A 21,760-nucleotide genomic window follows, 5' to 3' on the forward strand; every position below is an offset into this window, starting at 1 on the left:
GCCCTTGTCCGCTCCGGATCTGAGGCGGACACCCGCCGGAATCGTCGAGTTGATTCGCGCCATGGCCGCCGAACAAACGGATAGACAGATCGCTCAGGCCCTCCGGGCCCGCGGTCATCGTTCCGGTACGGGTTGTGCCTTCACAAGGCTTTTAGTTCGGAACATCCGGATAACCTATGGGATCGAGAGTCTGGCCCAACGCCTTCGCCGACAGGGTTGGCTGACCACTTCCGAGATGGCCGCCGTTCTCAATGTCCACCTGAGTACGGCGACGCGGTTCGCCAAAGAAGGTGTTCTGCGCGGCGTTTATGCCGATGACCGCGGCCAGATCCTCTTCGAATCTATCAGCGGGCCTTTGCCGAAGACCCATCCAGGCAAGCGCTTCCGAGATCGGCGCATTTACCCTCAACTTACTCCGAATGTACGGAATGAGGTGCAGTATGAAGCATGATCCTTGTCTTTCGGCGAACGGACCCGTGTGGGCAGAACGGCCGTCCCGTAATATTCGGCCAAGGCCTGGTAGGTCGGATTGATCACGGGTTCGTAAAAACAGGCCGACCGAACCCCGGTCTTGGTGTTATCCGGAACCAGCGCCTCCGTCACGCCACCGAAGAATTCGAAGGCGTGGATGTGGCCCGAGATCCAGTCGGGAAGCGATTGAGAGTCCTGGACCTCGGCGTAGGTCATCGAGCTTGCACCCATCGCCGCAACGAACACCGCAGCGTCCCGCACGTCTCCCGTCGCCCGATGCGTGTACGGAACGGTCATCCCCGCATAGTCGACGAACATCTTCTCGCCCGCCTTGTGCATCATCCGCAGGACCGGCGTCAGCGCTTTCGTCCAACGCCGGTACCGCTCGCAGAACTGCGAATACCGATAACCCTGCGGAGCGTCCCGTCGATATTCCTCCCACAGAAGCTTCCGTGTCACCCCCTTGCGACGCAGTTCCCGGTGAACCTCCCGCCAGTCCGGCTCGGCCTCCTTGCGAACCGAGATCGGCTCGTTCGGATAAAGCCGCCGCTCAAGTTCCTCTTCACCGAGTCCGTCCGGCAACGGCCAACTCAAACCCGCCTCCGTCGCCCGGCCCAGATACTCCCGGACCGTCTCTTTTCCGATCAGGCAGGCCCGGGCGATCGCCCGGTAGCTCAACCCCGAGGCCTTCAGCCTCAACACCTCTCGTATCTTCCGCATGGATAACCTCGCTCGGGCCATGTGTGCCTCCTTTCCAAGGAGGCATTTTGACCCTTTTTGTTTGGGTTATCCAGCGCCGCTCCCGATTCCGGACACCCGGAAAAAGTGGCCGGAATCAACCGGAATCGGTGGCCGCTTTGAACCGGAACAGGTGTCCGGAATGAATCGGAATCACTGTCCGCTTTCAACCGGAATATACACTCATGCTCTTTGCGGGAAATCCCGAGCCGGTTCGATTTTCATCGTTTCCCGGATGCCCCCCATGGGCGCTGGCTCCTGCTCGAAGGTCGCCTCCCGTACTGCGTCTCCTTTTGTTCCACCGGCATTCTCCTGGCGGCTTCTTTTTGGATCATCGGTTCATCCCAATCGGGGTACCGGTCCCCGAGGATGCAGGCCAGCATGGCTCTTGCGCAAAAGGGTCAACGGGGATCGCTATTCCGATCGTTCAGTCCGTTTGCCGACGGTATCCCGGTCGGAAGCGTCTTCAAAGGTGCGGAAGTGCGTGATTTCCCTGTACCCAGATCGACCGGTTTCCGGGTTGGATTCATGAAGGAAGTTGATGATAAACGGCGGACCGGAATTATGAATATCGCCGGAATACTGACCGGCAATAACCGAACTTTTGTGATAAAATATCCAACAGGAGTCGATATTTTTTTGAACATCGAAAAGCGGGCCGCGGAGCGGCGAAAAAGGATTGTGGCCAACAGGGCTGTCGGATTCGCCGAGGCCGAGGAATGGGATCTTCTGTATTGGCAGAGTCGAAGCCCGGAAGAGAGACTTGCGGCCTTCGCGGCCATCAGGAATGACGCGGTCCTGATCAAAGACGGAAAAAAAACGCGAAATATTCCAAGGCGGGAGTAGGCGTGGACACGGTTCGCGACTTCGAAGATATCCTTGATCAGTTTGCCAAGCATGGTGTGCGATACTTGATCATCGGAGGCCTGGCCTTTATCTTTCACGCCAAGCCCCGGTTCACGAAAGATATGGATCTCTGGATCGGTCCTGAAAAAGATAACGTAACCCGTGCCAACGAGGCTCTTGCCGAATTCGGCAGTCCCTTCCTGCTGGATCCCTCCAAGCCCGAAGAGATCCTGCAACTGGGGATGGCACCCAACCGAATCGATCTCCTTATGAGTGTGCCGGATGTTGATTTTAATGCTTCCTGGGAGAAAAAAATAGGGAGCCGCTACGGAGAGGCTCCGGCTTATTTCGTCGATCTCGATACGCTCATTCAAATCAAAAGCCCTATCGATGACCCGAGACACCGGGAAGATGTCCGGGTGTTGCGCAGGGTTAAGGAACTTCTGGCCAAGTCTCGAAAATAAGAGCAATACGCTGCAGTGGATCAAGGAGAAGCCGGCCTTCGAGGAGAATCTGGGTGTGCCCGCGATGAGAAACATGGCTGCATATTGACGTTCTTCTCATGTGATGACGGAAGAAATCCCGGCTCGGCCTCTTGACAGACGGAATACCACTGTTCATACTAATGGTATGAAAATTGCCATCTCAATTCCTGACGACGTGTTCCGCGAGGTCAAGAAGGCCGCCGAGGAGCAAAAGCGTTCCCGAAGCGAGATCTTTGTCGAAGCCGTGAGGGCTTATCTGGAGAAGATCGAATCCCGCCGAATTCTCGAGGCCCTGAATGAGGCCTATACCGGGTCGGAAACTCAGGAAGAGAAGGACACCCGCGCCGCGAGCCTCGAACTCTACAAGAGCACGGTCCTCAAGAGGGAAAAATGGTGATCGGCCAGGGCGACGTCTTTTGGCTCGACACCGGTGAACCCCGAGGTTCCGCCCCCGGCTTCAGGCATCCTCATGTCGTGGTCCAGAACGACGTTTTCAACTCGAGCCGCATCCGAACGACCGTCCTTTGCGCTATCACTTCGAACCTGGAGCGGGCCAAAGCGCCCGGGAATCTCCAGCTGCACAAGGGCGAGGCGAACCTTCCCCGGCCCAGTGTCGTCAATGTGTCACAGGTCATCACCGTAGACAAGTCCCTTCTCCGGGAAAAAATCGGGACCCTATCCCGTCAACGGATCCGGGAGATCGCGGCGGGTCTCCGTCTCGTCTTCGAGCCGCGCGAGCTCTCGTGAGCAGAATCTGGGGTTGCAAGACGTCATTGACAATTATATACAATGTTTGTATATTGTGACCGGAGGTCATCATGGGCATCGCCACGGTCAATATCTCGTTTCAGAAAGATTTGCTGAAGCAAATCGACCTCGTCGCCAAAGCCGAGACCAGAAGCCGTTCCGAACTGATTCGCGAAGCGGCCCGGATGTATATCGAGAGGAAGAAACGGTGGCAAAGCATTTTCTCTTACGGAGAGGATCTTGCCGCCGACCGGGGCATTCGCGAGGCCGATGTTCTCAAGGAGTTGAAACGGCTTCGACGAAAGCGATGAGAGTCGTCATCGATTCGAATGTTTTCATCTCGGCATTCTTTTGGGATGGAAGTCCCCGAAGAGTCCTTGAAAGAGCCGTCAGAGGGAATGACGAGCTGTTGGTCTGCCGGGAGATTCTTGATGAAATCGCCGTTGTCCTGCGACGTCCGAAGTTCGGCGTGGACCCTGTTTTCATAGACTACTTCCTCAAATCGATCGAGGAAATCGCTCGACCGGCGCCGATCACGCAACCCGTCCCGCTCATTTGCCGCGACCCCCAAGACAACAAGATATTGGCCTGTGCCGCGGCCGGACGGGCGGAATTCATCGTTACGGGCGATGACTATCTCAAGCTCCTCGGGTGAATCGGGGATTTCGCTACTTCCACACCTGTTGGAAGACGCGCAGATAGTTCAGTTCCTTTGGCGCAGCCTTTCGACGAAGTTCAGGACTTCGGGGTAGTAGGCAAAGCCTTCGACCATGCGGTGGGGCGAACGGATGTTTGCCGTGACGTGTTTGTTGTAGGCGCTGGTGACATCCAGATAATCCGGATGTCCTCGGCCCGGGTTGCGATCGTGATGCCGGGGTGATTCCGCGCCACCCACTGCCAGAACATCAATCCTTTGAGGGCCTGGTCGACGGGAAGGCGGGGATCCCAAGCCGTGACGGCATAGATGGATGACCCTCCTTTTTTTCGATCTTGAGATCAGTTTGCCGACCGTATCTCGGCGGGAAGCGTTTTTGACCATTCTGCCCAGATCGACCGGTTTCCGGGTTGGATTCATGACGGAAGTTTATGATAAACGGCGGAGCGGAATCAAATTCCGTACTCGATTCACTTGATCAATCCATACTTTTGATATAAAGGCCTTAACCGGGGATGGTTGTGAAGCTGGTACTCTTGAATCGGGATGATCGCACACCAGGGAAGAAAATTGTCCCTCTCTTCGCAGGCCCGCTTCAACCAATCATACGTATGTTCCAGATCCTTGCGGAAAAAATAAACGTAGGCGAATCCCAGCGCCGGCATATATGCCTGCCGGACTCTCTGCTCCAGGCTTTGCAGGAGAGTCTCTCCTTTTTCGATCTGACCCGTCTCAAAATAATTGCAGGCCAACATCAAAGCCGGCCAGGGGGCTCCTCCTGACAAATCGACGGCCTTCTCAAACTCGGCAATATTCTCATTGCGCATTTGTTTGCCCCGGTAAGCCAATCCCAAATAATAGTGCATCAGGTAGAAATCCGGAGCCAGGATCATTCCCGCCTTCATTTCCTGAATGGCTTTATCGTACTGACGGCCCCAGATGCAGGCCAGGCCGACGTGAGCAATAATCAGGGGTGAGAGCGGATCGAGCTCCTGGGCCCTTTTGGCTTCAGCGACGGCTTCCTCATGCCTTTCCGTGAGTGTTAAAAACCAGGAATAACTCAAGTGAATGATGGCCGAACTCGGATTCAATTCCAGAGCTGTGGCCAATTCGCGCCCCGCTTCCTTCCCGTTCCAATCATAAAATGCGTAGACCATCCCTAAAGAGGCATGAGCCTCTCCGATCTCTTTATCGATTTCTATGGCTTTTTTCGCAAATTCCTTGACTTTCGGATACGCCTGATGAGGAGGAACGTTTCCCCAGTAGGAGATGGCATAAAAGACTTCACTCAAACCGGCATAGGCGAGGGCATAATCCGGATCTTTTTGAAGGGTGAGCTCGAAGTATTTGATGGCCTCCTGGAATCCTTCGGCCGTGTATCTCCGCAGATTGAAAACCCCTTTCAGGTAGAGATTGTAAGCTTCCGGATCTTCCGTATACCGCTTCAGCAGCGCTTTTTCTTCCCGTTTTAAAAGCGTGACCTTGAGGTTGTCAACGATGGCCAATGAGATCTCGTCCTGAATCGCGAAAATGTCTTCCATGTCGCGGTCAAATTTCTCAGACCACAGGTGGAAACCGTCCGCGACGTTGACAAGCTGCGCCGTGATGCGCAGTTTGTTTCCCGACTTGCGGACACTGCCTTCCAGGATTTTTTCAACATTCAACCGCCGGCCCACCTCACGCACATCGATATTTTTTCCTTTAAAGGCGAAGGCGGAGGTTCTGGCCACAACTTTGATGGCTTGGATTTTGGTCAAGGAATTGATGAGTTCCTCGGCCAAACCGTCGCAGAAATAATCCTGCTCAGGATCGTTGCTCATGTTGACAAAGGGAAGAACGGAGATGGAGGGCGGCTTTACTTCCCTGGTGATGGAAGGCATGGTTAAGGTCTTATCCCTTGCGACCAACAATTTCAAGTCGTCCCGCAAAGCCTCCATATCCATGTAGCGATTGTGGGGATCTTTCTGCAGGCAGGTCTCGATGATCTTTTCAACCTCAGGCGGAATGTCGTTCCTCACCCGTGAGACGGGCTCAGGATTCTCGTTCAAGATCGCATATAGGGCCGACTGGATACTTGCACTCTCAAACGGCTGCTTTGCCGTCAGCATCTCATAAAGGACGCATCCCAGGGACCAAATATCCGTCTGATGATCAACCGGTTTGCCACAAGCCTGTTCGGGAGACATGTAGGCTGCGGTTCCCATAACAACCGCCGTTCTTGTGAGATCTTCTCCCCAGGATAACTTGGCCAGACCGAAATCAAGGATCTTGGCTGTCCCCTCACCGGTGATCATGATATTCGCGGGTTTCATGTCCCGATGAGTGATGCCTTTTTGATGCGCAGCCCGCAGCCCTTCGGCAACCTGGGAAACAAGGCTGAAAGCTTCATCCAAAGCAAGAGGGCCTCCCCGAATTTTTTCTTTCAGGCTTTGGCCCTCCACGTAAGCCATGGCAATGTAGGTGTCTCCATCGGATTCATTGATCTCATAAACGGTGCAGATATTGGGGTGATCCAATGCCGCGGCCGCCTGCGCTTCCTGAACAAAGCGTTCTCTGGACTCCCGATCCCTGGTGAGGTCCGGAGATAAAAACTTTAGGGCAACCGTCCTTTTCAGCTTGGTGTCTTCGGCCTTGTAAACAACACCCATTCCGCCTTGACCGAGCGTGTCGATGATTTTGTAGTGAGAGATCGTTTTTCCGATCATTGATTTACGGACATCCCGGGTCACGACTCTTTGTCCACCCTTTCCCGACAAAAAGAATATCACCGCTCCGAGCCGATGTCAATTTCCTGTTATTGAGCCGACCCGTCTGCCGCCGGAAGGAACCCCTACCCCTTTGACGTTTCCAAGCTGAAAACATCACTTAAAAATGCCGGAGCAGACGGTGATGTCGTCAATATGATTGCTGCTGATATTGAAGATTGAGTGCATGATGGCGTAACGACCCGAAAAATTTATGCCCGCGCCTACAAGGGAAACTATTCAAGCGGCGGGATTATGACGTTAAAGAATCTGCTTATGGAACAGGGGATTGTGACCTGTGCTCAGCTTTCCGAAAAACCTGAACTTTTAAAAAATCTGGGATTGAGTCAAGAGAAACAGCAATGGGTTGCAAATGAACTTAAAGAGATAGAGAGATAAAATTCAACAATGATATGCCAAAGTCGGAGGAGGCGCGTTTGAATGTTGAGGGCCGGAAAAAAAAGGATGTTCAATTCAACCCCGAGAGAATGAAAAGAATAAGGGCCCTTCGATCAATATTACTCAGCTTCCGCGATCTTCTTGATCTCTCACTTCCACACCTGTTGGAAGACGTGCAGCGAAGTTCAGGACTAAAGAACTATTCCAGGCTCGGAGGTTTCCGATGCCGGGTTCCCTGCTCGTAGGCGTAGGCGAGTTTGATCAGTGTGGGCTCTGAGTACATTCTGCCCAGCAACTGAAGCCCGGCCGGAAGATCGCCGGATGTAAAACCCATCGGGACCGTGAAGGCGGGCTGCCCGGTATGGGGAGCGATGATCTGGGAATTGTCCCCTTTGTATTCTTCCTGGAAAAGCTCGATGCGGGCCGGCTTATGGTTCCATGTGGGGTAGACGACGGCATCGAGGCGGAGGGTGTCCATCGCTTTTTCAATAGCCTCGCGGAAGGCGATCCTCTTGACATCCGAATACGCGTCCCCGCATTCGATATCCGGATCCTCCCATCGGCCTTTTTTCTCCGCGAACGCGCCCATGCGGGTTTTGACATATTCCGATTTCGTCCCCGCCCGGATCACGTCCTCCAGGGTTTTCGGCGTATCCTTTTTCACGTAGGTCGCCAAAAAGGTCTCCAGATCGTCCCGAAACGTCGGGCACCATTGATCCCGCCGAAGCGTTTCAAAATTCTCGACCTCCACAGGATCCACGATGACCGCCCCCAGGCCTTCCATGTCCGCAAGCGCCTGATCGAAAAGCCGGGAAATCTCCGGATCGGCATCCTTTTCGCTCAGTGTCCTGAAAACCCCGATTCTGGCGCCTTTGAGCCCGTCTTTATCCAGGAACCGGGAATAGGATTCAGGGATCTTCCCGTCCGAATGCTTCGTCAACGGGTCCGCCGGGTCGTATCCGGCGATGACGTCCAGCACCCTGACTGCGTCCTCGACCGTGCGGCACATCGGGCCCACCACATCGTTTCGCAGGTAAAGCGGTACGATCCCGGATCGGCTCACCAATCCCAAGGTCGTCCGGAAACCGACCAGTGCGTTATGCGAGGAAGGTCCGCGGATGGAATTGCCGGTATCCGTTCCCAGGCCGATCGTGCCCAGGTTTGCGGCGATTGCGGCGCCCGTGCCGCCGCTTGATCCGGCCGGAACGAAGTCCAGGTTGTACGGGTTCCGGGTGGTGCCGGCCGTCGAGCTTTCCGTGTGCATCGGACTGAACGCCCACTCGGCCATATTGGACTTGGCGAGAATGATCGCGCCGGCCTCGACAAGTCTTTGGATGATGAAGGCGTCCTCCTGAGGGACGAAATCCGCCAGCGCCAAAGCGCCCGCGGTGGTTGGGAGACCGTGGGTGTTGATGTTGTCCTTGACGATCAGCGGGATGCCGTGCAGCGGGCGCAGCCTGCCGGTGGCGGCGAATTCCTTGTCGAGCTTTTCGGCGATCGAAAGGGCTTCGGGATTGATGGTTGTCAGCGCATTGATGCGGTCGTTCAACTTCGCGATCCTGTCCAGATAGGCCCGGACCAGCTCCTTGCTGCCGTACTCCCCGTTTTCGTAAGCCGCATGTATTCGGGCCACGGTCAGTTCGGAAAGTTCGATGGGCGCGGCCGGCTTCGGGGATCGGCAGGCGGCGGCCGCAAGCAGGAAAATGCAGATGAACGACGGGATCTTCAAAGCGTTTTTGACCATTCTGGCTGGATCGACCGGTTCCCGGATTGGGGTCATCATAAAAGTTTATAATATCCGGCGGACCGGAATCAAATATGATGAAATACTCCGCTTCGCGATAGCTATTCCAACATCCTGTAAACGGCCAATTTCTTGAAACCACCGCTTTTAATCGATAAGTGAAAGAGACGGTCCTTTTTGATCTTGATATAGGGATACAAAGGCTCCGGAGACAACATGGATACCAGGCTTTTCAGACTTGTTTGCCCGATAAAAATACCTTCCGGATTGAAGATGTCAACCCAATATTCATCGGAGCCTTTTCTCTTTTTGGAAGTCATGACAAACAACCGCCCGTCATCATCGGAATAAAATGTTGTAAACGGCGGCAGCCGGCTGGGAAAGCGCACTTTTTTTTCCTTTGAAACATCTTCAGGCAAAATCGTCTTCAAGTCTTTGAGAAATTCATCTTTATCTCCGGCTGTGGATTCCTTCCTGATTTCGCGAAGAAGATTCCCATCAAAATCATAGGTCCGAATGCGATATCCTCGGGTCGCATTGCCGATAAAGATTCGATCCGGGGAAATGCCGTACAGGAAAATATAGGGGATCATCGCCATGGACTTTTTTTTTAAATAGTTTGGTATTTTTTGTCGATCAAGCTCCTCGATGGGTCTAAAGTCCTTGTCACATAAAAGAATCGGATATTGGAACAAATATTCTCCTTCAATATCCGCAAGCTTTTTAACGATCAAATAGTTGCCATTCTTCAAAGGACGAATGTCCCAGACATTTCTTTCGATATCCGTTTCCTGAACCAGATTTCCGGTTCCATCAAAAATGACGAGCTTTTTGTTTCCATAATCGGTCACGGCGATTTCATCTTGATGTCCGATGCCAAAACCTGAAAGAAATTGAATTTCTCCGGGACCTTGTCCTCTTCTGCCAAACGAGGTTTCATAATTCCCCTGGGCGTCAAACTTGAAAATATGACTTTCGCTTTGTCCGTCATTGAGAAAATAGATGTTCCCCTCGGAATCGACATCAAATGTTTTTGGATCGGTTAAGCCCAACTCTGCGATTTCATTTTTTTCAGTATCGATGATGAAGACTTCTTCAATTCTCTTTTCCATAGGGTCTTGTTCGGAACCACAGCCGAACAATAAAGACGTCATGAATAGGATACAAACTAATCTGAGCATATTTATAAGTAAATATTCATGTAAGAGCACATTTTGTCAATAAAAATCTGCTTGAAGACGTGCAGGAAGCCCAGGAGTTCAGTGTCGATCGGATACGTCTCTGCCGGAAGCGTCTTCGAATGTGCGGAAGCGCGTGATTCCCCGCCGGACGGGCGGAGGAGGGCAGAGGCGCCGTGCGGCGATCCAGAGGGCCGCGACGCGCCGGTAATAGGCTTCGTCCGGGCGGAACGTCCAAAGGTCTTTTTCCGCCTCGGCGAACGTTCGGAAATTCCGGACGGCCGTCATGTCTTCTCCGCGGCCTTGCCGGCTATGAGCTCGGCCAAAAACCGGGCGTCGCGCTTGTCTTCCGGCCGCACAGTGTCTTTTTTCATCCGAAAAAGCGTTTCCGGAGTTGCAATCCGCACCGGCACGCCCTCGACTTCGCGGACTTCCCATTCCATGTCTTCGTAACGGAACATCTCTCCGATCCCCGCGATGAGATCGATATAGAAATCGTCTTCGGTTCCGAATCGAACAACGGCATAGTCGCGCAAGTCGTCGAGAGTCAGGGAATCGATCTCGTCATCCGAGGGGAAGACCCGCCTCAGGGCTTTTTTCAAGCGTTCGAGATTTCCGGCTTCAGGCTTAATGAAAATGTCGATATCGACGGTCAGCCGGGATAAGCCGTGCAGAATCACGGCAAAGCTTCCGATCAGAACATAATCGGCTTTTTCCTCAAAAAGAGCGCGCATGATATCGAGAAATCGCCGAAACAGATCGACCGATTCCCGGGTTGGGTTCATGACGGAAGTTTATTATAAACGGTGGTTAGGAATCAAATATGATAAAATTCACCAATGGATTTTTATCCCATAAGGAAAATCTTCCGTCCGGCCTGGTTTCAGGGCCACGGCAAAACCCGTAATTATTTCGAAGGCTGGTATTTCAAGGTCGTCAGCGCGGACGGCCGGCGGGCGTGGGCCTTCATTCCGGGCATCTCTTACGGCCGCGACGGGGGCCATGCCTTTATCCAGGCGATCGACGGCATGACGGGCCACACCTGGTATTTCCGTTACGGCAGCGAAGACTTCGCCTATTCCCGCCGGGAGTTTCAAGCTCGCGTCGCGGAAAACGTGTTTTCTGACCGGGGATTCCGCCTGGACATCCGTGATGAATCCGGAACGTTCGAGGGCGAACTTTCTTTCCGAAATTCCGTGACATATCCCGTAACCCCGGCCCGGCCGGGCATCATGGGATGGTACCGCTACGTCCCTTTCATGGAATGCTACCATGGGGTCGTCAGCCTTGATCATGCGCTTGAAGGAACGCTTCGGATCAACGGAGAGACGGCGGACTTCACCGGGGGAAAAGGCTACATCGAAAAAGACTGGGGCTCGTCCATGCCTCGGGCCTGGATCTGGATGCAGACAAACCACTTCGAAACCGAGCAGACATCCTTCATGCTCTCCATCGCCCACATTCCCTGGCTGGGAAGCGCTTTCACCGGATTTCTGGGCTTTTTCCTGGTCGAAGGTCGCCTTTATCCCTTCGCCACTTATACGCGGGCCAAAATCGGGGATCTGAGTGTTTGCGGCGACAAGGTGGCCGTCCGGATTCAATCCCGGCGTTTTTCCATAAGCGTCGAGGGAAAAAACACGTCCCGGGGCGCCCTCAAGGCGCCGGTCGCCGGGCAAATGGACCGCGTCATCCACGAGTGCGTCGACGGCGAATTGTCCGTGCGAATGACGGACGAAAACAACCGCACGGTCTTCGAGGGAACCGGCCGTCACGCCGGACTGGAACTCGTCGGAGATATGGGCCTTCTCATGTCAGGATGATCTTATGAGACAACACGACCGTTGCCGACGTCTATTCCTTAAGAGGAAGGCCTAGCCGCGATTTCCGGTGACGGGACACTCTGGGACAGGGTGTCGCGAGTCGAATTAATCCCCGAAAAATAAAAAAACTTGACGTGCATGCAATATGTATATATATTGCATGCAGGAGGAGAAAATGCCCACCTTACAGGTCAGAGATTTGCCGGATGACGTTTACATCGGTCTCACCTTGCTGGCCAAGGAAGAAAACCGCAGCGTGACCCAACAAACCATCGTCCTGCTCAAGCAGGGGTTGAATCTGCATCGCAATAATCAGCTCAGAAGAGCGGCCCTTCTGGAAAAGATCGCTCAAATCAAATACCCCTCGTCCGAGCATATCGATACCGCCGCTTTGATTCGTGAAGACCGCGACCGATGATTGTCGTTCTGGATCCTTCCGCGGCCGTCGATCTCGTCCTGAACAAAGGAGACCACGAGTTCATCCGCGAAAACGTTAAAAAGGCGCAGTCGGTCATTTCCCCGGATCTCTTCATTTCCGAGATCACCAATGTCGCCTGGAAATACGTCAAACTGGCCGGCTTCACCAAGGAACAGGCCGTCAGCCTGGCCGAAAATGCTTTGCAGATGATCGACGCTTTCATCTCCGCCCAGGATCTTTGGCGCGAGGCTTTGGGCGAATCCATCACTCATGAACACCCGCTTTACGATCTCTTCTACGTCATCAGCGCCCGCCGTCATGACGCCCTGCTCCTGACCCGGGATCAGCGGATGAAGGCGTTGGCCAAGAAACTCTCGATTCGGATCAAGGAAGATCCTTTTTTGCCGGATTGACCGGATGAGCCGGTAAATCCGAAGGGATTATTCATCTGATCGTCGACGCCGGCCGGCACTAGTTTTCGATTTCAGGATAGCGCCTGTCGGCAAATCGAAGCAGGACGGCATAGACGACCGCGGCGAGGGCCGAAAGCGCAACAAACAGCCCGCCGAGGACTGCGGGGGCCGTCCACCCCGCCTTCATCATCGCCTTGATCCCGAAGAAAACGGCCGTCAAAATGCCGATATCGGCCAGCAGGGCCAGGAGGACGTTGAGATTCTGCTTGATGGCCTTCTGCGGGTTCGTCCAGTCGAGAAGAGGCCGGGCCAAGTCGATAATCATTCCCACGGCCGTGAGCAGGGCTCCGGCGGCGAGCGCCAGAGCCGCCGCGGCCGCCAGGTGAACGGCCTTGACATGGAGGAAGAACGCGGCCGTCGCCCCGGCTGTTACGACGCCCAGGACGGCCACAAGGTAGGAGTGGAGGAATTTGGCCGCCGCCTGTTCGCGGGGCGCAACGGGAATGATGCGCGAGATCCAGAATTGCGACCCCTCCCTCGAGAACGTCGACGACGACGTTCCGTTCAGGCTGCCGCAGACGATCATCAACAGGGCCGTACCCAGGATGACGATCAGGGGATTGGCCGCCATCAGGGCTCTTAAAAGAAACATGGGCCCGCCCCCGCTTTCATCCCCACCCGAATTGAAGGATGTCATAAGGACGAAAAGCACCGGAAAGATGAAAGCGACCAGAGTTCCATTGAGGAGAAAGATCGGCGTCCGGTTCATGAGCCTCCACTCGCGCCGGAAAATCGCCGACGTCGCCCTCCGTCCCGAGGACAGTCGTCGCGACATCTCGCCGCGCGTCAGCCGCCGCTTTTTCGCCGTCGTCTCGCCCAGTCCGATCACTCCCTTGAAAAAGAGGCCTTCGGCGGCGGCGACGAGACCGGCGAAAAGTGCGATCGAAACGCCCAGGAAAATGAAGAGGTTGGACAAACCCTCTCCGCTGAAACCTCCGGACACGGCTTTGGTCGCCCAGATGCCCGGCGGAAAGACGGCTCCGACCCGGTTAAGGAGGCTGTTCGGCGAGGTGAAGAACGCGATGACGGCCTGGGCGCCGGCTTCCAGCTCTCCCGATGCGGCCGACCTCCCCAGGGCGAATTGCAGGGAGAAGACAAGCCCGAGAAGAAGGACGGCGCCGGCCAGGATGAGAGCGTCTTTTTTTCGGCTGATATTGACGAACCGCATCAGGACGACGACCGCGACGGAGACGGCGGCCAGAGGGATGACCGGAAGCGCCAGGTAGACCAGGACCGCGCTGACCCAGTAGCCAAGGCCCGCCTTGTCCAGTACCCCGTAGGTGATGACGACCGGTAGAACGAAGAGTGCGACCGTCAGGTATTCATTGATCATGATGACGGCGAACTTGCCGGCCATGATTTCGCCGGGGCGGAAGGGGAGGGGAATCAGCATCTCCATGTCCCGGGAGAAATAGAAGGCCGAGATGACGTAGAAGATCCCGAAGAGGAGAACGACGATTTGCCCGGCCAGGATCCCCAGCGAGAGCAGCGCCCGCTGCTGGTTCAGCGGTGCGAGGACGACGTAGGCCCCCTGGATGAGCAGGATCCAGCCGTAAAGGGCCGGCAGGATGCCGGCCGCGGCCAGCCCGAAGGCCGGAACGAGCCAGCGGTCCTTCTTTTGCTTGAACAGCCGGTATTTCAGGATCGACAGGCCGAAGTTCGACTTCAGCCCGGCCCGGACGGCGGTCCGGAGCTTTCCGGGACGGATCATGTTTCGGTCACTTCCAGGAAGATCTCCTCGAGGGATGTGTCGCTGCGGCCGAGCGCTCGGAGCTCCTCCATCGTTCCGGAGGCAACCAGGCGGCCCCGGTGGATGATGCCGATGCGATCGCAGAGTTTCTCGGCGACTTCCATGATGTGGGTCGAAAAGAAGAGGGTCTTGCCCGCGTCGCAGTGTTCCCGGAACATCTCCTTGATCTGGTGGGCCGCCCGGGGATCGAGCCCGACCAGCGGCTCGTCGAGAACCATGACCCGGGGGCCGGGGAGCAGGGCCGCCGTTAAAACGATCTTCTGCTTCATGCCGTGCGAGTAGCTCTGAATGGGGTTGGCGACGGCCTCCTGGAGCTCGAAGATCTCGAGCCATTTTCCGATCCGCTCGAGCCGCGCCTCGCGGGGAACGCCGTAGACGTCGCCGATGAAATTCAGGTATTCGAGTCCCGTCAGACGTTCGTAGACGGCCGGCGTGTCGGGGACGTATGTCGTCAACTGCTTGGTCGCCAGCGGTTCCTTGATGACGTCGTAGCCCTCGACCGCCACCGTCCCTGTGTCCGGCCGGAGCAATCCGACGATCATCTTGATGGTCGTTGTCTTGCCGGCTCCGTTCGGCCCGAGGAATCCGAAGATCTCGCCGGGGCGGACGCGCAGGGTCAGATCGTCGACGGCCTTGATCCGGCCCTTGTTGTAACTCTTGGAAACATGCGTTATTTCGATCACGGGCGGCTCCTTATGGACCTTATATCACCGAAGTCGGGGGCTTTCAACGGGAGCGGTTGAGTTTGAGTTCGGTTTGTGCCAAGATAGCCCGGGAAAGGCAGCGGGCCAAAATCGCGGATCTGAGCGTCCGCGGCGACAATGTGGCCGTCCGGATTCAATCCCGGCGTTTTTCCATAAGCGTCGAGGGAAAAAACACGTCCCGGGGCACCCTCAAGGCGCCGGTCGTCGGGCAAATGGACCGGGTCATCCACGAGTGTGTTGACGGCGAGTTGTCGGTGAGAATGACCGACGCAAACAACCGCACGGTCTTCGAAGGAATCGGCCGGCACGCCGGACTGGAACTCGTCGGAGACATGGACCTTCTCGAGTCGGGCTGACATTATGAGACAACACGACCGTTGCTGACGTCTATTCCTTGAGATGACAGAAAACGGTTCAACGCGGCGGCTTGACAACTGGAATACCAATATTCATACTAATAGTATGAAAATTGCCATCTCCATTCCGGACAACGTGTTCCGCGAAGTCAAGCGGATTGCCGAGGAACAGAAGAAGTCGAGAAGCGAAATCTTCGTCGAAGCCGTCGCGGCCTACCTGGAAAAGATCGAATCCCTGCGTATGCTTGAAGCGTTGAACAGGGCCTATTCCGATGAGGAAACAGCCGAGGACAAGGACACTCGGGCGGCGGATCTTCATCTCTACAAGGAAACCGTTTTCAAGAGGGACCCATGGTGATCGGTCAGGGGGATGTCTTCTGGCTCGATGCCGGCGAACCTCTCGGTTCCGCACCCGGCTTCAGACGACCTCATGTCGTTGTGCAGAACGACATGTTCAATTCCAGCCGTATCCAAACGACGGTCCTTTGCGCCGTGACCTCAAATCTGAAGCGGGCTGACGCCCCGGGGAATGTCCCTCTTCAGAAGGGTGAGGCCAATCTTCCCCGGCCGAGCGTCATCAACGTGTCTCAGGTCGTCACTGTGGACAAAGCCGTTCTCCGGGACAAAATCGGAACCCTGACGCACCCGCGGATTCAGGAAATCGTTGCGGGACTTCGCCTTGTCTTCGAACCCCGGAATTTTTAATCGGCTAAAAGAAAAAAGGAGTCGGAATGAAAAGAGCGGTTATTCTTTTCTGTGCGATTTCGGCCGTGTCCGTATCCGCGCAGGATGGTGATCATAACTGGACCCTCAATGAATCCGGAGGAATCACCCGTGTTGCGGAGGCCGGGCGCGCCTTCCGTGATCATCTGGAAATGAGCGGGAAGTTCATATCGGCGGTGGTCCGATACGGCGTTGAGGAGGATCAGTCGTATTTCATCAGCCGGGATATCGTCTGGCCCATACTGAGGACGATCCCCAACAACACGCATGCCAGTTTGATCCGGACCTTCAATATCGATCCCATCACCCTGTTAACCATCGATGGATGGGGAGTGAGACAGGAAAAGGTTGAGGACGTCGGGCTTGATGGAAAAATCACGGTCCACAGCCTCCTGAATCAGGATCTTCATCTCAAACGGGTGATTTTTCCCTCCACGGATTTACCGGTTTTCTGTGAAATCTATGAGATCACGAGCAACCGGGACCGAGCGGTGGCCCTGGATATTCCCGAAATCCACATCGTCATGCGCACCGCCGAGAACCAGGGCGTGGAGGGCCGTTATGTGCTGACCGTCCAATCCGTCAATCACGGCGATTACCGGCTTGAACCCGGAGAAACCGTCAGGTTTTCCATGGTTATCTCGGGCGTAAAAGACGGCGAAGCCATTCCTGAGATCGATCCGGAACAAGAGCTTGATAAACGCAATGCATTTCTGAAGCGCATGGCCGAAAACATGATTCTCGAGACACCCGATCCGGTGCTGAACGCGATGTTCGCCTTTGCCAAAATCCGCGGCGCCGAGAGCATCTATCAAACCCGGGGTGGTCCCATGCACGGTCCGGGCGGACTTCGCTATTACGCCGCCATCTGGGCCAACGATCAGGCGGAATACATCAATCCTTTTTTTCCCTTTCTGGGTTATGATTATGCAAATGAATCGGCGTTGAATTCTTTCCGTCATTTCGCCCGGTTCATGAACCCCGAATACCGGCCCATTCCCAGCTCGATCATCGCCGAAGGCCTTGACATCTGGCACGGTGCGGGAGACCGCGGTGACGGCGCGATGATCGCCTACGGCGCCGCGCGTTTTGCGCTGTCTTTGGGCGACAGGTCGGTTGCGGAAGAACTGTGGCCTCTCATCGAATGGTGCCTTGAGTTCTGCCGGCGTAAACTGAACGAACATGGCGTGGTCGCCTCGGATTCGGATGAACTGGAAAACCGCTTTCCTTCGGGGGATGCGAATCTTGTCACGTCGTCGCTTTATTACGACGCGCTTTTATCGGCCGCCCGGCTCGATGAGGATTTGACCCAGGGTCGCTCTGCGCAATCCTACAGCGCGCAGGCGGAGGAGCTGAGGAAAAATATTGACAACCATTTCGGCGCGAAAGTCATGGGGTATGAGACCTACCGCTATTATGACGGAAACGACGTGCTGCGGGCCTGGATTTGCATTCCGCTGACGGTCGGCATTTTCGACAGAAAGGACGGTACCATCGACGCGCTTTTTTCTCCCGAACTGTGGACGGAAGACGGGTTGGCGACGGTTTCGGGAGACGGAACTTTCTGGGACAGGGCCACGCTTTACGGATTGCGCGGCGTGTTTGCCGGCGGAGACACTCGGCGCGGCCTTCAGTATTTGAAAAACTATTCGACGCGCCGGCTTCTGGGCGATCATGTCCCTTATGCGGTCGAGGCGTATCCGGAGGGCAATCAGCGCCATCTCTCCGCGGAAAGCGGCCTGTACTGTCGGATTTATACGGAAGGATTGTTCGGCATCCGGCCGACATCTTTGAGCGGGTTCGTCCTGACGCCGCTGCTTCCGGAGGACTGGGACGGGATGAAACTGAAGAATGTCCATGGCTTCCGGAACGTGTTTGATATCGAGATCGAACGGGAAAAAGAGAATATCCGGGTGAGAATCGCCCGTGAGAATGCCGTTGTCTTGGATCGTCTGATAAGCCCGGGCGGAAGCGTGGAGGTCAGATTCGACTCTCCCAGGAGCGGATCAGGGTTCGAGCTCGATCAACTCGCCATCCGACCGCTTGAGCCAGTCGGAAAGCCAGGCAAACCGCCTTCCGGTTCTTGACACTCCCGAAAAGCGGACATACACTTCCCAATAAGGCTAAAACCATCAAGGGGAGATGAGGAGGATCGAGACATGAAAGTGCGGATCATCGCCGGATGCGTTTCCTTGATTTTGTTGCTCGGGGTCTGGGCGGATCTGCGGCCGGATCCCGAACAGAGCAAGAAATCGGCCCGGCGGACATCCCCGCCTTATACGGTCATGGTTGCGATTGAAATGAGTTCGCCGTATGTCCCCGATGGCCGGATGACCTTTGCCGACCTGGCCTTCAGCGCGACTTTCAGGGATGTCGTCGTCTTCAATGATCCGGCGCGCGGCGCGGGAATCATCGAAGACCAAGGTGGCCGGCTCTTTCTCACTCGGCATGCCTTCAATGACGTCTACGACGGTGCGGAACGCCACAAGCCCTGGGTCGAGAAAGCCTGGCCCAATGAATTTGCGGCGTCTCTTCTGTCCGGCTGGAGCGAGAAAGATGAAGACGAAGTGACGTTGGACATGGAAGGCATGCCGATCGCTCCGCTCGTCAAGGAAACCGTCAAGATCGGTTTCCTGGCCCGCTTCGGCCTGCTCGATCTCGAATGGATCTCGAAACTCGGCTCCAATGTCCTGTCCAACATGCTGTTTGAATTCCAGGCGCCGCTCAACCCGCTTCTCGAAGGCAAGCCGCTCACCCTGAAATTTCCCTATGAGGGAGGAGATCCCGAAGACCACGGGGAGTGGTGGATCGAATTCATCCCCAAAAAATAAGGAGGCGAAAATGAAAAAGATCCTTCTTGTCATGCTCTTGCTTTCGCTTTTGAGCGTCCTGTCGCCGGCACAGGAAAAAACCGGGGGTCTTCTGCCACAGATGCCCCTGGAAGAGAGGATGCGCCCGGCGGAACTTCGAGACATCACAGCCTTTTCCTATGCATATCTCGAGTGCCGCGGCCCCTATACCCAAATCTCGGCGAAGATCAATGAGTTCATGGGCTTGTTCTTCAAGCAAGGACTTGTGCCGACCGGGGGTTTCTTCGCGATGTACCTGAACGCACCCGACCAGGTCCATGAGGAGGATCTGTTGTGGAGGCTTGGTTTTCCCGTCTCCGCCGATGCCGCGGTGATCGAACCGTTGCGGAAGGACGAGTTCAACTACTCCAAAGCCGTCGTCTATCTCTACGTCGGCCCCTATGAGAATATCAGATATGCCTACGGTAAAGTCGCCGCATTTTGCGATATGAACGGCTACAAGGCGGCCGGTCCGAGCATCGAGAAGTACCTCGACATGAACCCGCAGGCGGTCAAACCCGAAGATCTTCGAACGGAGGTCCTGCTTCCGGTCGAGAAGAAATAGTGCTTGAAGATCATATAGTGAGCTGAATCAAGGGCATGATCGACGTTAAGGAACATCTTTATCGCGATGACCCGAAGTCGGGCCATCCCGACGTCCGCACCTATCTCGAAAACGTCGCCTATTTCTTTTTAGGCAACGGCCACGTCCAGGCCGCCGTCCAGTGGGCGCCTTCGGGGGAGGGAACTCCGCTGGGCTTGATCGTCCAAGATCCGGAAACGCTCGGTCCGAAACGCGACGCCCCGACCCTGGATCCGGAGTGCGGCCTGGAACCGACGCGGATCGAAATCGAGAGCGGGGGAGACAGGCGTACGGTTTACCGGGCGGCCGATCCCCAAGTTTTCCGGCTGGAGGATTCCGATATCCCGACCGTGGCCGCCGAATGGCGGGCGGGGCCGTTTCGTGTCCGGGAGATGTTTTCCTGTCCGGCGGCGGATGAGCCGCTTGTGGTGCGCGAGATTGTTGTTGAGAGAATGGGGAAGCGGCCGGATTCGGTGCGCTTAAGAACCGGGGGATGGGCGGGCTCGAAGGAGATAATCGATGAGACATTGGTCTTTCCGCAGGAAGGACAAGTCCGCTGGACGCTGGGCTACCGGCTGAACGCCGAACGCAGGTCCGTAACCGTCGAAGTCCTCGACGGCCCGCCGCCGCGCGTCAAGACGGCCGCCGAATGGCAAAAAGCGTCGCAACTGAAGTTCGACTGCCTCATCGCGGATCGGCTTTTCCAGGCCGCGGCCGCCCAGCTTCCGGCGGTCGTTTCGCGTACGGGGCGGGTGGACGCCTCCATCTGGCAGTACAACCGCGAATGGGTGCGCGATCACTCCTTTATGGCCCACGGGCTCATCCTGGCCGGACATCACGACAAAGCCGGGGTTCTGCTCCGCCGCCTGCTTGCCGAATTCGTTTCCGACGAAGGCGACTGTATCGACTCGAGCGAGAGACGGGCCGTGGAGGACGTCGAACTCGACCAGAACGGCGCTTTGCTCAACGCCGTCCGGGAATATGTGTGCTGGACCGGCGACTTCGGGATCGTCGAGGATTGCTGGGAGAAAATCCGGAAGACGGCCGATTTCCCGCTGCGTCCGGTATTCCGCCATCCCGCATCCGGCCTTCTCTGCAACAGCCGCGAATACTGGGAACGCCACGCCGCCCACGGCATCGAGCCGGGAATCGAACTCATGTATCAGGTCTATCCCGCGGTCGGACTGGTCGACGCCGCGCATCTCGCCCGAAGGCTGGGGAAGACGGCCGAGGCGGAGCGCTGGTGGAAAGAATCCGAGATTCTTAAGCGTGCCGTGCTCGGCCACCGGGAGTTTCGCATGGCCGATGAGCTGGGATTCATCAAGAGACGGAGGGCGGACGGCACGGTTCAGAAAACAGCCGATCCTCGGCCGGATTCCGGACTTCCCGACGGCGTGCCTCTGGCCGGGCCCGGGCCGCATGCTCTTCAACCCGATGTCTCGACGATCATGCCGATCCTTTTGGGATTCGTGCCGCCGGACAGCCCGGTCGCCCGGGAGACTCTCGACGGACTGGAGGTCCTCTGGAACCAGGGCTGGGACATGGGCGGCCACGGCCGCTACAACATGACATCGGAAGCCGACTCGGCCGGCCCGTGGCCCCTGGCCTCTCTTCTCGTCGCCCGGGCCTCGATCGAAGCCGGACGGCCGGCCGAGGCGCGCCGTGTCCTCGACTGGCTCGCCGGGCTGCCTTCGGCCGCATCCGGCGCCTGGTTCGAAATGCACGGAGACCGGATCTCGCCTCCCTATGCCCAGATCGGCATCATCCCCTGGGCCTGGGCGGAAATGGTCATGCTCTGCGTCCGGCATACCGCGGGGATTCGGGCGGCCGAAGACGCCATCGTCTTACGGCCGCGGCTCATTCCCGGCTTGAACCGGATTTCGGGAAATGTCCCCTTCCGCGGGCGAAGGTTTTATTTTGAGATCCGGGCTGCCGAACCCGGACAACAGCCCTTCTGCCGCGGCGACGCGCGCATCGAGGTGCGCGGCGACGGCACATGGACGATCCCCTTCGAAAACCGCGACATCCACATCGAAGCCGAAGTCCCGGGCTGACGAATTGCCGAAGAATATTTCCG

The 21,760-nt window shown here is 56.2% G+C and carries 27 protein-coding genes; 18 read left to right on the forward strand and 9 right to left on the reverse strand.

The features are described 5' to 3' along the window. A partial coding sequence (locus SCM96_11855) for a hypothetical protein (protein MDW7761312.1) occupies positions 1-451 on the forward strand: 451 nt, incomplete at its 5' end. On the opposite strand, the gene istA is transcribed toward SCM96_11855, so the two are convergent. Beyond that, positions 406-1,191: an IS21 family transposase gene (istA, locus tag SCM96_11860; protein ID MDW7761313.1), complete on the reverse strand. Its 786-nt coding sequence runs from the start codon at positions 1,189-1,191 to the stop codon at positions 406-408. The two genes, SCM96_11855 and istA, sit on opposite strands and share 46 nt — an antisense overlap. 657 nt (positions 1,192-1,848) lie before the next feature. Here istA and SCM96_11865 point away from each other — a divergent pair. From SCM96_11865 to SCM96_11890, 6 genes are all read left to right on the forward strand, one after another. Then, positions 1,849-2,055, forward strand: a complete 207-nt coding sequence (locus tag SCM96_11865; GenBank protein ID MDW7761314.1) for a hypothetical protein — start codon at positions 1,849-1,851, stop codon at positions 2,053-2,055. A 2-nt stretch (positions 2,056-2,057) separates the two neighbouring features. Beyond that, complete coding sequence (locus tag SCM96_11870; protein MDW7761315.1) at positions 2,058-2,519, forward strand: hypothetical protein; 462 nt, start codon at positions 2,058-2,060, stop codon at positions 2,517-2,519. Between the two features lie 166 nt (positions 2,520-2,685). Then, entirely contained in the window at positions 2,686-2,937 is a 252-nt protein-coding gene (locus tag SCM96_11875) for a ribbon-helix-helix protein, CopG family (protein ID MDW7761316.1), read from the forward strand. Then, on the forward strand, positions 2,931-3,287 hold the full coding sequence (locus SCM96_11880) for a type II toxin-antitoxin system PemK/MazF family toxin (GenBank protein ID MDW7761317.1): 357 nt from the start codon (positions 2,931-2,933) through the stop codon (positions 3,285-3,287). Before SCM96_11875 ends, SCM96_11880 begins: the two co-directional genes overlap by 7 nt. A gap of 71 nt (positions 3,288-3,358) precedes the next feature. Then, positions 3,359-3,598 carry a ribbon-helix-helix domain-containing protein gene (locus SCM96_11885; protein MDW7761318.1) on the forward strand — a complete coding sequence of 80 codons (240 nt, stop codon included), beginning with the start codon at positions 3,359-3,361 and terminating at the stop codon, positions 3,596-3,598. Further along, entirely contained in the window at positions 3,595-3,942 is a 348-nt protein-coding gene (locus tag SCM96_11890; GenBank protein ID MDW7761319.1) for a putative toxin-antitoxin system toxin component, PIN family, read from the forward strand. The genes SCM96_11885 and SCM96_11890 overlap by 4 nt, the downstream gene beginning before the upstream one ends. A gap of 48 nt (positions 3,943-3,990) precedes the next feature. Here the strand turns inward: SCM96_11890 and SCM96_11895 are convergent, their stop codons facing one another. Together SCM96_11895 and SCM96_11900 are read right to left on the reverse strand one after the other, a co-directional pair. After that, complete coding sequence (locus tag SCM96_11895) at positions 3,991-4,182, reverse strand: hypothetical protein (GenBank protein ID MDW7761320.1); 192 nt, start codon at positions 4,180-4,182, stop codon at positions 3,991-3,993. A gap of 230 nt (positions 4,183-4,412) precedes the next feature. After that, positions 4,413-6,647 (reverse strand): protein kinase, encoded by a 2,235-nt coding sequence (locus SCM96_11900; GenBank protein ID MDW7761321.1) that lies wholly within the window; start codon positions 6,645-6,647, stop codon positions 4,413-4,415. A 222-nt stretch (positions 6,648-6,869) separates the two neighbouring features. Between SCM96_11900 and SCM96_11905 the strand changes: the two genes are divergently transcribed. Then, complete coding sequence (locus tag SCM96_11905; protein ID MDW7761322.1) at positions 6,870-7,085, forward strand: hypothetical protein; 216 nt, start codon at positions 6,870-6,872, stop codon at positions 7,083-7,085. A gap of 199 nt (positions 7,086-7,284) precedes the next feature. On the opposite strand, the gene SCM96_11910 is transcribed toward SCM96_11905, so the two are convergent. The 4 genes from SCM96_11910 to SCM96_11925 all read right to left on the reverse strand — a co-directional run bounded on the left by SCM96_11910 (position 7,285) and on the right by SCM96_11925 (position 10,792). Continuing rightward, positions 7,285-8,868 carry an amidase family protein gene (locus SCM96_11910; protein ID MDW7761323.1) on the reverse strand — a complete coding sequence of 528 codons (1,584 nt, stop codon included), beginning with the start codon at positions 8,866-8,868 and terminating at the stop codon, positions 7,285-7,287. 62 nt (positions 8,869-8,930) lie between these two features. Next, entirely contained in the window at positions 8,931-9,941 is a 1,011-nt protein-coding gene (locus SCM96_11915) for a 6-bladed beta-propeller (GenBank protein ID MDW7761324.1), read from the reverse strand. 147 nt (positions 9,942-10,088) lie between these two features. Continuing rightward, a complete protein-coding gene (locus SCM96_11920) occupies positions 10,089-10,295 on the reverse strand; it encodes a hypothetical protein (GenBank protein MDW7761325.1) in 207 nt (68 codons plus the stop codon). Beyond that, the gene (locus SCM96_11925; protein MDW7761326.1) at positions 10,292-10,792 is read right to left on the reverse strand and encodes a nucleotidyl transferase AbiEii/AbiGii toxin family protein; all 501 of its coding nucleotides are present in this window, start codon (positions 10,790-10,792) and stop codon (positions 10,292-10,294) included. The genes SCM96_11920 and SCM96_11925 overlap by 4 nt, the downstream gene beginning before the upstream one ends. Positions 10,793-10,846: 54 nt before the next feature. On the opposite strand from SCM96_11925, the gene SCM96_11930 reads away from it, so the two are divergent. The 3 genes from SCM96_11930 (at position 10,847) to SCM96_11940 (ending at position 12,658) form a co-directional block, all read left to right on the forward strand. Then, complete coding sequence (locus SCM96_11930) at positions 10,847-11,827, forward strand: tocopherol cyclase family protein (protein MDW7761327.1); 981 nt, start codon at positions 10,847-10,849, stop codon at positions 11,825-11,827. A gap of 175 nt (positions 11,828-12,002) precedes the next feature. Beyond that, on the forward strand, positions 12,003-12,245 hold the full coding sequence (locus tag SCM96_11935) for a hypothetical protein (protein ID MDW7761328.1): 243 nt from the start codon (positions 12,003-12,005) through the stop codon (positions 12,243-12,245). Further along, positions 12,242-12,658, forward strand: a complete 417-nt coding sequence (locus SCM96_11940; protein ID MDW7761329.1) for a type II toxin-antitoxin system VapC family toxin — start codon at positions 12,242-12,244, stop codon at positions 12,656-12,658. The genes SCM96_11935 and SCM96_11940 overlap by 4 nt, the downstream gene beginning before the upstream one ends. A 58-nt stretch (positions 12,659-12,716) precedes the next feature. On the opposite strand, the gene SCM96_11945 is transcribed toward SCM96_11940, so the two are convergent. Together SCM96_11945 and SCM96_11950 are read right to left on the reverse strand one after the other, a co-directional pair. After that, positions 12,717-14,429, reverse strand: coding sequence for a hypothetical protein (locus SCM96_11945; protein ID MDW7761330.1), 1,713 nt, complete (start codon positions 14,427-14,429; stop codon positions 12,717-12,719). Beyond that, positions 14,426-15,151, reverse strand: coding sequence for an ABC transporter ATP-binding protein (locus tag SCM96_11950; protein MDW7761331.1), 726 nt, complete (start codon positions 15,149-15,151; stop codon positions 14,426-14,428). Before SCM96_11950 ends, SCM96_11945 begins: the two co-directional genes overlap by 4 nt. Positions 15,152-15,213: 62 nt before the next feature. Between SCM96_11950 and SCM96_11955 the strand changes: the two genes are divergently transcribed. The 7 genes from SCM96_11955 to SCM96_11985 all read left to right on the forward strand — a co-directional run bounded on the left by SCM96_11955 (position 15,214) and on the right by SCM96_11985 (position 21,737). Beyond that, a complete protein-coding gene (locus tag SCM96_11955) occupies positions 15,214-15,528 on the forward strand; it encodes a hypothetical protein (GenBank protein ID MDW7761332.1) in 315 nt (104 codons plus the stop codon). A gap of 106 nt (positions 15,529-15,634) precedes the next feature. Further along, a complete protein-coding gene (locus SCM96_11960) occupies positions 15,635-15,886 on the forward strand; it encodes a ribbon-helix-helix protein, CopG family (protein MDW7761333.1) in 252 nt (83 codons plus the stop codon). Beyond that, positions 15,880-16,233 carry a type II toxin-antitoxin system PemK/MazF family toxin gene (locus SCM96_11965; GenBank protein MDW7761334.1) on the forward strand — a complete coding sequence of 118 codons (354 nt, stop codon included), beginning with the start codon at positions 15,880-15,882 and terminating at the stop codon, positions 16,231-16,233. Before SCM96_11960 ends, SCM96_11965 begins: the two co-directional genes overlap by 7 nt. 26 nt (positions 16,234-16,259) lie before the next feature. Further along, entirely contained in the window at positions 16,260-18,338 is a 2,079-nt protein-coding gene (locus tag SCM96_11970) for a hypothetical protein (GenBank protein MDW7761335.1), read from the forward strand. A gap of 72 nt (positions 18,339-18,410) precedes the next feature. Beyond that, positions 18,411-19,082, forward strand: a complete 672-nt coding sequence (locus tag SCM96_11975; protein MDW7761336.1) for a hypothetical protein — start codon at positions 18,411-18,413, stop codon at positions 19,080-19,082. A 10-nt stretch (positions 19,083-19,092) separates the two neighbouring features. Beyond that, on the forward strand, positions 19,093-19,665 hold the full coding sequence (locus SCM96_11980; protein ID MDW7761337.1) for a GyrI-like domain-containing protein: 573 nt from the start codon (positions 19,093-19,095) through the stop codon (positions 19,663-19,665). Between the two features lie 35 nt (positions 19,666-19,700). After that, complete coding sequence (locus tag SCM96_11985; protein ID MDW7761338.1) at positions 19,701-21,737, forward strand: hypothetical protein; 2,037 nt, start codon at positions 19,701-19,703, stop codon at positions 21,735-21,737. Positions 21,738-21,760 lie beyond the last annotated feature (23 nt).

This window comes from Acidobacteriota bacterium (assembly GCA_033549365.1).
Classification (GTDB): Bacteria; Acidobacteriota; Aminicenantia; order Aminicenantales; family Saccharicenantaceae; genus JAWSUF01.